Origin of the sequence: Streptomyces sp. TRM64462, from assembly GCF_013362995.1 — a bacterium.
Taxonomy (GTDB): Bacteria; Actinomycetota; Actinomycetes; order Streptomycetales; family Streptomycetaceae; genus Streptomyces.
In genome coordinates this window covers 1-7,242 of the sequence record NZ_JABWDV010000305.1, presented here as the reverse complement: position 1 = coordinate 7,242, position 7,242 = coordinate 1, and the positions used below count along the sequence as shown (strand labels likewise).

The 7,242-nt window shown below is 74.4% G+C and carries 5 protein-coding genes and 1 pseudogene; 2 read left to right on the top strand and 4 right to left on the bottom strand.

Going from position 1 to position 7,242, the window contains the following annotated elements:
• Nucleotides 1-56: 56 nt before the first annotated feature.
• From HTZ82_RS14890 to HTZ82_RS14875, 4 genes and pseudogenes are all read right to left on the bottom strand, one after another.
• A complete protein-coding gene (locus HTZ82_RS14890; protein ID WP_375540822.1) occupies nucleotides 57-1,610 on the bottom strand; it encodes a transporter in 1,554 nt (517 codons plus the stop codon).
• A gap of 32 nt (nucleotides 1,611-1,642) precedes the next feature.
• Nucleotides 1,643-1,720 (bottom strand): annotated as a pseudogene (locus HTZ82_RS33075) (restriction endonuclease); the annotation flags it as partial.
• 87 nt (nucleotides 1,721-1,807) lie between these two features.
• On the bottom strand, nucleotides 1,808-2,629 hold the full coding sequence (locus HTZ82_RS14880; protein WP_175409856.1) for an ABC transporter ATP-binding protein: 822 nt from the start codon (nucleotides 2,627-2,629) through the stop codon (nucleotides 1,808-1,810).
• 133 nt (nucleotides 2,630-2,762) lie between these two features.
• Nucleotides 2,763-3,440, bottom strand: a complete 678-nt coding sequence (locus HTZ82_RS14875) for a bifunctional DNA primase/polymerase (protein WP_175409855.1) — start codon at nucleotides 3,438-3,440, stop codon at nucleotides 2,763-2,765.
• A gap of 300 nt (nucleotides 3,441-3,740) precedes the next feature.
• Here HTZ82_RS14875 and HTZ82_RS14870 point away from each other — a divergent pair, with 300 nt between their 5' ends.
• Nucleotides 3,741-5,123, top strand: a complete 1,383-nt coding sequence (locus HTZ82_RS14870; protein ID WP_175409854.1) for a transcriptional regulator — start codon at nucleotides 3,741-3,743, stop codon at nucleotides 5,121-5,123.
• Between the two features lie 343 nt (nucleotides 5,124-5,466).
• Nucleotides 5,467-7,056: a hypothetical protein gene (locus tag HTZ82_RS14865; protein WP_175409853.1), complete on the top strand. Its 1,590-nt coding sequence runs from the start codon at nucleotides 5,467-5,469 to the stop codon at nucleotides 7,054-7,056.
• Nucleotides 7,057-7,242: the final 186 nt, after the last annotated feature.

The window sequence follows — 7,242 nt, the reverse complement described above, 5'->3', positions numbered from 1 at the left end:
GGTGCCCCGGCCGGCCCGGCGGCCCACCCGGCGGGGCCGGGCCCGTGGCGTGGGCGTTACGCCTTGCTGACGGCCGCCAGGATCTCCGGGAGGCGGGTCGACGTGCGGCGGGCGCCCAGGTGGAGGCCCGCCCACACCAGCAGCGCGCCCCACGACACGCCCAGCGGCAGCAGCAACCACTCCCCGGACGCGTTGTCCGTCACCCGCGCCCAGACCAGCAGGGCGACCAGCGGCGCGCACAGCAGGACGGACCCGAGCATGCCGCCGAGCATGGACATCCACGCCAGCCCGCCCTGCCCCGGTGCCGCGTTCTTGTACGCGCTGTCCTGCGGGATCGAGTACGGGAAGAACGCCGACGCGAACGCCCCCATGCCCAGCATCGCGCCGAGCAGCGCGATCGACAGGCCCAGCACCGCCGGCAGCGCCCCCCAGTGGCCCAGCAGCGCGGCCGTCACCACCGTCACGACCGTCACATACGGCAGGGTGATCAGCAGCAGCGCCAGCACACGCCCCCGCAGCTCCAGATACGCGTCACGCCGCGACGCCACGGTCATCGCGACCATCCAGAACGCCGACGTGTCCTGCCCGAACTGATTGAACATCAGCGAGCCCAGCATGCCCGCCGCGAAGCACGCCCAGTAGAGCGACCCCGAGCCCTGCAGCGCGTTGAACGCCGGGATGATCACGCCCAGCGCCAACGCCGTCACCCACGCCGACTTCGTCTTCGGGTCCCGCCAGCCGTACCGCAGGCTGCGCTGCATCACCGCGCCCGTACGGCCGCCGGGCAGCAGCCGCCCGACGCCCCGCGCCTGCGCCTGCCCGCGCTCCTTGCCGGAGTCCGCCGCCGCGATCGTCGAGGCGTCCGGCGCCGTCATCAGCTTCGTCAGGCTCCGCTGCCACCAGTGCAGCAGCGCCCCCAACGCCGCCCCCGACAGGGCGATCTGCAGCACCGCCGTGCCGTACGCGCCCCGGCTCGCCGAGTCGACCGCGCCGACCGCCGACGCCGGCGGGATCCACCGCGCCACCGCCGCCGCGGGCTCCAGCGGCGCGAGACCGGTCCCCGCCGCGCCCAGCCGCTGCGCCCCGAAGTTCACGAACTGGATACCCACCGCCACCACGAGACCGCTCAGCAGCGCCAGGTCACGGCCCTTGCGCGACGTCAGCAGCCGGATGTTCGCCGCCGCGACCGCCCGCGCCAGCGCCACGCACACCAGCAGCACCAGCGGTACGGCCACCACCGCCACGCCCACCGCGAACGCCCCGTGCGCCACGGAGACCCCCGCGCCCACCGCCACGCTCAGCGTGAACAGCGGCCCGATGCCCACCAGCGACGCCACCAGCAGCGCCCGCACCAGCGGCGCCGCGCGCAACGGCAGCATCACCAGCCGCGTCGGGTCCAGCGTCTCGTCGCCGCTCGGGAAGAACAGCGGCATCACCGCCCACCCCACGGCCAGCACCACCGTCAGCAGCACCGCCAGCGTCGCCGCGTGCGCGGACCCCCGCATCAGCAGCAGCCCCAGCAACTGCAGCGCCGCGAACAGCAGTGTGAACACCGCCGACGTGACGAACACCGCTGCCCTGCCCGTCGACTGCCGCAGCCCGTTGCGCAGCAGCGACAGCTTGAGCCGTACGAAGACGGACGTCAGGACGGACGTCGGGACGGATGTCTGGACGGACGTCGGGACGGATGTCGGGTCGGACGTCGGGTCGGATGTCGGGTCGGATGTCGGGTCGGACGTCGGGACGGATGTCGGGTCGGACGTCGGGACGGACGTCGAAGGCGTCTCCGCGGCCACCTCCGCGCCGCTCATCGCGCGCCCCCGCCCAGCCAGTCCAGCGACGCGCCCGCGTCCCGGCCCTCGGCGCCGACCAGCTCCAGGAACGCCCGCTGCAGCGTCGGCGCGTCCCCCCGCACCTCCGCGAGCGTGCCGTGCGCGCGGATCCGGCCCGCGGCCAGCACCGCGACCCAGTCGCACAGCGACTCCACCAGTTCCATGACGTGGCTGGAGAACACGACGGTCGCACCGGACGCCGTGTAACGCTCCAGCACACCGCGGATCGTCTGCGCCGACACCGGGTCCACACCCTCGAACGGCTCGTCCAGGAACAGCACGTCCGGGTTGTGCAGCAGCGCCGCCGCGAGCCCGATCTTCTTCCGCATACCGGTCGAGTAGTCGATCACCAGCTTGTGCTGCGCCCCCGCCAGGTCCAGCACGTCGAGGAGCTGCGTCGCCCGCTTGTCGACCTCGTCACCCGGCAGCCCCCGCAGCCGCCCCGTGTACGCGAGGAGTTCACGGCCCGACAGCCGCTCGAACAGCCGCAGGCCCTCCGGCAGCACACCGATCCGCGCCTTCACGGCGGCCGGGTCCTGCCACACGTCGTGGCCGGCGACATGGATACGGCCCTGGTCGGGGCGGAGCAGCCCGGTGATCATCGACAGGGTCGTCGTCTTGCCCGCGCCGTTCGGGCCGACGAGCCCGATGAACTTCCCGGCGGGCAGTTCCAGGTCCACACCGGCCACCGCGACATGATCGCCGAAGCGCTTCCAGAGCCCTTCCACACGAACGGCGGGCGGCGCCGCGCCCGGCGCCTCACCCGCCATGTCATCTGTCTGGTGCTGGTCCGGCATGGTCATGGCCTGGCCTCACTGTCCCCGTCGTGCGTGGTCGTACGGCGTCATGCGCGCCGTACTCGAACAACAGGACACAGCCTACGAACCCGCCGGTAGGTCCGCAGGTGAAGGATCCGGCAGTCTCCGCTGGTCAGCGTTGCCGGGCTCGTGCCGCGGCGGCCTCCCTGCCGCACGCGTACGCCAGCGGGCTGATCAGCTCCTCCGCGTCCGGCAGCCACCGGTTCGCCGGCGTCGGCCGCCGCGCCCACTGCACCGCGCCCTGCCCGCCGACCCGCGTGGGCGGCGCCGCCACGTAGTGGCCCTCGCCCTTCGCCACCAGGTCGATCCCGGTCGGCGACCACCCCAGCTTGCGGATCAGATCGGCCACCTTCACGGTCGCGCCCGGCAGGACGAAGAACAGCATCCGGCGGTCCGGGGTGCAGGTCACCGGGCCGAGCGTCATGTTCATCCGCTCCATCCGCGCCAGCGCCAGGAAGCCCGCCGACTCCGGTACGTCCAGCGCGTCGAACGTACGGCCCGTCGGCAGCAGGATCGACGCCCTGGGGTGTTTGCCCCACATACGGCGCGCCGCGACCGCGCTGCCCGTCGCCTGCGTCGCCCAGTCAGGCCTGGCCGGGTGCGCGCCGGGGGCGGGGCACGCCGTGTCGCCGCACGAGCAGCGCTCCGTGCCGTCGACGGCCTCCAACCACGTACCGGGGAACACGTCCCAGTGCCGCTCTTCCGCGTACCGCACGGCGCTGTCCAGCAGCTGCTCCCCGCGCTGCTTGGGGATCTGTGCGGCTTCCGTGACTCCGATGGTCTCTTCCACGGACAGCACAACTCCGCACCCCACCGGGGGTTACGGGGCGCAAAGGCGAAGGGCGAGATGCATCGATTCGCCATGTGGGGCGCATGGATGCACGGGCGGGGGCGCGCATGGGCGGCGGGAGCCGCGGACGGGTAGCCACATGCCGGGGGAAGGGCGTCAATGCGGGCGTCTCCGGTATTGCACCGTAATGCACTGCATTGTCGATGTTTTGGTATGACAGCGCCAGGTTCTGCATTCTCCGGACATCAGCCGGGCAGTGATCGACGGACTGATCGCCACCGGCACCACCAGGGGGTAGTCATGGCAGCGAGGCCGCTCGTCGCCCGTCAGCCGAACGAACGGCTGCAGGCTCTCATTCAGGAAGCAGGGTGCTCCAACGCCGGGCTCGCCCGCCGCGTCAACATGGTCGGCTCGGAACGCGGACTCGATCTGCGGTACGACAAGACGTCGGTGGCGCGCTGGCTGCGCGGACAGCAGCCACGGGGCCGCGCCCCCGGCATCATCGCCGAGGCGCTCGGGCGCAAGCTGGGCCGTACGGTCACGATCGACGAGATCGGGATGGCCAACGGCAAGAACCTCGCCAGCGGTGTCGGGCTGCAGTTCTCGCCGACCGTGCTCGGCGCCATCGAGCAGGTCTGCGAGCTGTGGCGCAGCGACGTGGGCCGCCGCGACTTCCTGTCCGGGTCCGCCGTCGCCGCGTCCGCGCTCGTCGAACCCAGCCGCGACTGGCTGATCACCGGCCCCGACGCGCAGGTGGCGCGCACGGCCGGGGCGCGCGTCGGGCTCTCGGACGTCCGGGCCGTACGCGCCATGACGGACGCGCTGGTCGACCTGGACCACCGGTTCGGCAGCGGGCACGTGCGGCCCGTCGTCGTCCACTACCTCAACAGCGTCGTGTCCGGGATGCTCTCCGGCTCGTACCGGGACGCGGTGGGCCGCCAACTCTTCGCCGCCGTCGCGCGGTTGACCGAGCTGGCCGGGTACATGGCCGTCGACACCGGGCAGCCGGGCCTCGCGCAGCGCTACTACATCCAGGCGCTGCGGCTCGCGCAGGCGGCGGGCGACCGGGCGTACGGGGGGTACGTGCTGGCCGCGTCCATGAGCCACCTCGCCGCGCAGCTCGGGAACCCGCGCGAGATCGCCCAGTTGGCGCGGGCCGCGCAGGAGGGTGCCCGCGGGCACGTCACGCCCCGGGCCGAGGCGATGTTCCTGGCGGCCGAGGCGCGGGGGCACGCCCTGCTCGGGGACGCCCGCATGTGCCAGGACGTGGCGGGGCGTGCCCTGAGCGCGCTGGAGCGCGCCGAGCCGGACGCGGGCGACGACCCGCCGTGGATCGCGCACTTCGACCACGCGTACCTCGCCGACGAACTGGCCCACTGCCACCGGGACCTGGGCCAGGCCCAGGCGGCCGCGCGGACCGCGGGCGAGGCATTGGACGGGCACCCCGCGAACCGCGCCAGGCGGCGGGCGATCGGCCTCGTCCTGCTGGCCACGGCGCAGGTCCAGCAGCGCGAGGTGGAGCTGGCCTGCCACACCGGGACGCGCGCCGCCGAACTCCTCGGCTCCCTGCGGTCGTCGCGCGGCGCCGAGTACCTCGACGACCTCCAGCAGCGCCTGGAGCCGTACCGGGACGAGCCCGCGGTACGGGAGTTCACGGCGCGGCTAGCGGCACAGGCGTCGTAGGGGGGCCGGTGGCCCGGCCCGGCCCTGCCCTGCCCGGCCGTGTCAACCGCCACACCCGTGTGCGGGGGATGCGATACACCCGGTAGCGTGAGCCGACGTTTCCGTAGGTTCACACGTAGGAGTCCCGGTGACGCAGAGCGGACACGGCCAGGAGGGCCAGTCGTGGGGTCAGCCCTCGGGCCGGCCCTGGGGTCCCCCACCCCCGCACCCCGGGACACCGCCGGCGGGCGGACAACTACCACCGGAGATGCCCCCGGCCCCACCCCAGGGCACGCAGCCGAACGCGTACCCGGGCGCTCAGCCGGGCCCCTACCCGGGCACGCCGCAGGCGGGCGGGCCGGGGATGCCCCATGCGCAGCCGGGCCCCCAGCAGGACGCACAGGGCGGCTACCCGGGCACGTACCCGGGCGGCCGGCCGGGCACGTATCCGAACACCCAGCCCGGCGCACCGCAGGGCGCACAGCCGGCAACGCCGCAGGGCGCCCACGGGGGCGGGCAGCAGGCGGGCTACCCCGGCCCACCGCAGGGCGGCCACCCGGGACCGTACCCGGGCGGCCGGCCGGGCGGGCACGCGGGCGTACAGCAGGGCGGCCACCCGGGCGTGCAGCCGGGCGGCGCCCCGGGTCCTCAGCCGGGCTCGGGCTCTCATCCGGGGATGCAGCAGGGCAGCCAGCCGGATTCCTATCCGGGCGGCCAGCCGGGGGCTCACGCCGGGATGCAGCAGGGCGGTCAGCCGGGGGCCTACCCGGGCGGTCAGCCGGGCGCGCACGGAGGCGCACCGGGCGGTCATCCGGGCGCGCAGCCGGGCGGGCACGCGGGCGTTCCGCAGGGCGGTCAGCCCGGTGGGCCGCAGGGTGGGGCCGCCGGTTCGCAGCAGGGGGTGCCGTCGCCCGCGGGTGATCCGGCGACGCAGTATCTGCGTCCCGTGCCGCCCGCCGAGAGCCCGGCCGAGTCGACGCAGTTCCTCGGGACCGGGTTCGGTGGGCAGCAGCCGCCCGCGCAGCAGCCGCAGCCGCCCGCGCAGCAGCCGCAGCCACCCGCGCAGCAGCCGTCCGTGGGGTCGGATGCCGAGGCCACGCAGTACATCCCGCCCGTGCCGGGGCGTTCCGGGCCGCCTGCCGAGTTCGACAACCTGTTCCGTGACGACAGCGCGGGCGCCACGCAGCAGATGCCGCGCTTCGACGCGGCGGCGCCCCCGCCCCCGTACGGTCAGCCCCAGCCGCAGGCGTACGCCCCGCAGTACGCGGAGCCCGATCCGTACTACGACGACGAGCCCGAGCCGCGCCGCCGCTCCCCGAAGCTGGCCATCGGCGCGGCCGTCGTCGTCGGCTGCGCGGTCATCGGGCTCGGCGCGGGCGCGCTGATGAGCGGCGGCGACAAGGCCGACGCCACCGACAAGGCCGGTGCCGTCACCGCCGTGTCCGCCACGCCGACGCCGGCACCCACGCCCAGCCCGTCCGCGGAGGAGAGCGCCGACCCGGCCGAGGCACAGGCCAAGGAGCTGGACAAGCTGCTCGCGGACAGCGGCAACAGCCGCGCCTCCGTGATCCGTTCCGTCGAGAACATCAAGCAGTGCCGCGAACTTGACCGGGCCGCCGCCGATCTGCGGGCCGCCGCGACGCAGCGCCGCCAGCTCGTGACCCGCCTCCAGGGCCTCACGATCGACCAGTTGCCGCAGCACACGGAGCTGAGCGCCGCGCTCACCGAGGCGTGGCAGGCGTCCGCGACCGCCGACGACCACTACGCGGCCTGGGCCACGCAGGTCAAGAAGCCGAAGAACTGCAAGGACGGCCGCGCCCGCAACACCAGCCGTACCGCGCAGGCGGCCGCGGCGAGCGGCGAGGCGACCGTCGCCAAGCAGAAGGCCGCACGTCTCTGGAACGGCATCGCCGAGACGTACGGCCTCACGAAGCGGCAGACCACCCAGCTCTAGCCGCAGCCGAACCGCCGGGCGCCCGCCGGCCCTAGGGCCTGTCTGACAATTCCCGCCTGCCCCGCGGCGCCTGGCACGCGCTCCCCCAAGCTCTCGGCTCCGCTCGAGCAGGGGGGACCCCCAGCCGCGTTGCCGAAACGCCCACGTGGCTCCGCCACGAGGGCGCTCCGGCGCCTTGCGATCGCA

Excerpts from the sequence above, each read along its gene's own strand:
- HTZ82_RS14865 (WP_175409853.1), top strand. The coding sequence starts at position 5,467 with ATGCCCCATGCGCAGCCGGGCCCCCAGCAGGACGCACAGGGCGGCTAC.
- HTZ82_RS14880 (WP_175409856.1), bottom strand. The coding sequence starts at position 2,629 with ATGCCGGACCAGCACCAGACAGATGACATGGCGGGTGAGGCGCCGGGC.
- HTZ82_RS14870 (WP_175409854.1), top strand. The coding sequence starts at position 3,741 with ATGGCAGCGAGGCCGCTCGTCGCCCGTCAGCCGAACGAACGGCTGCAG.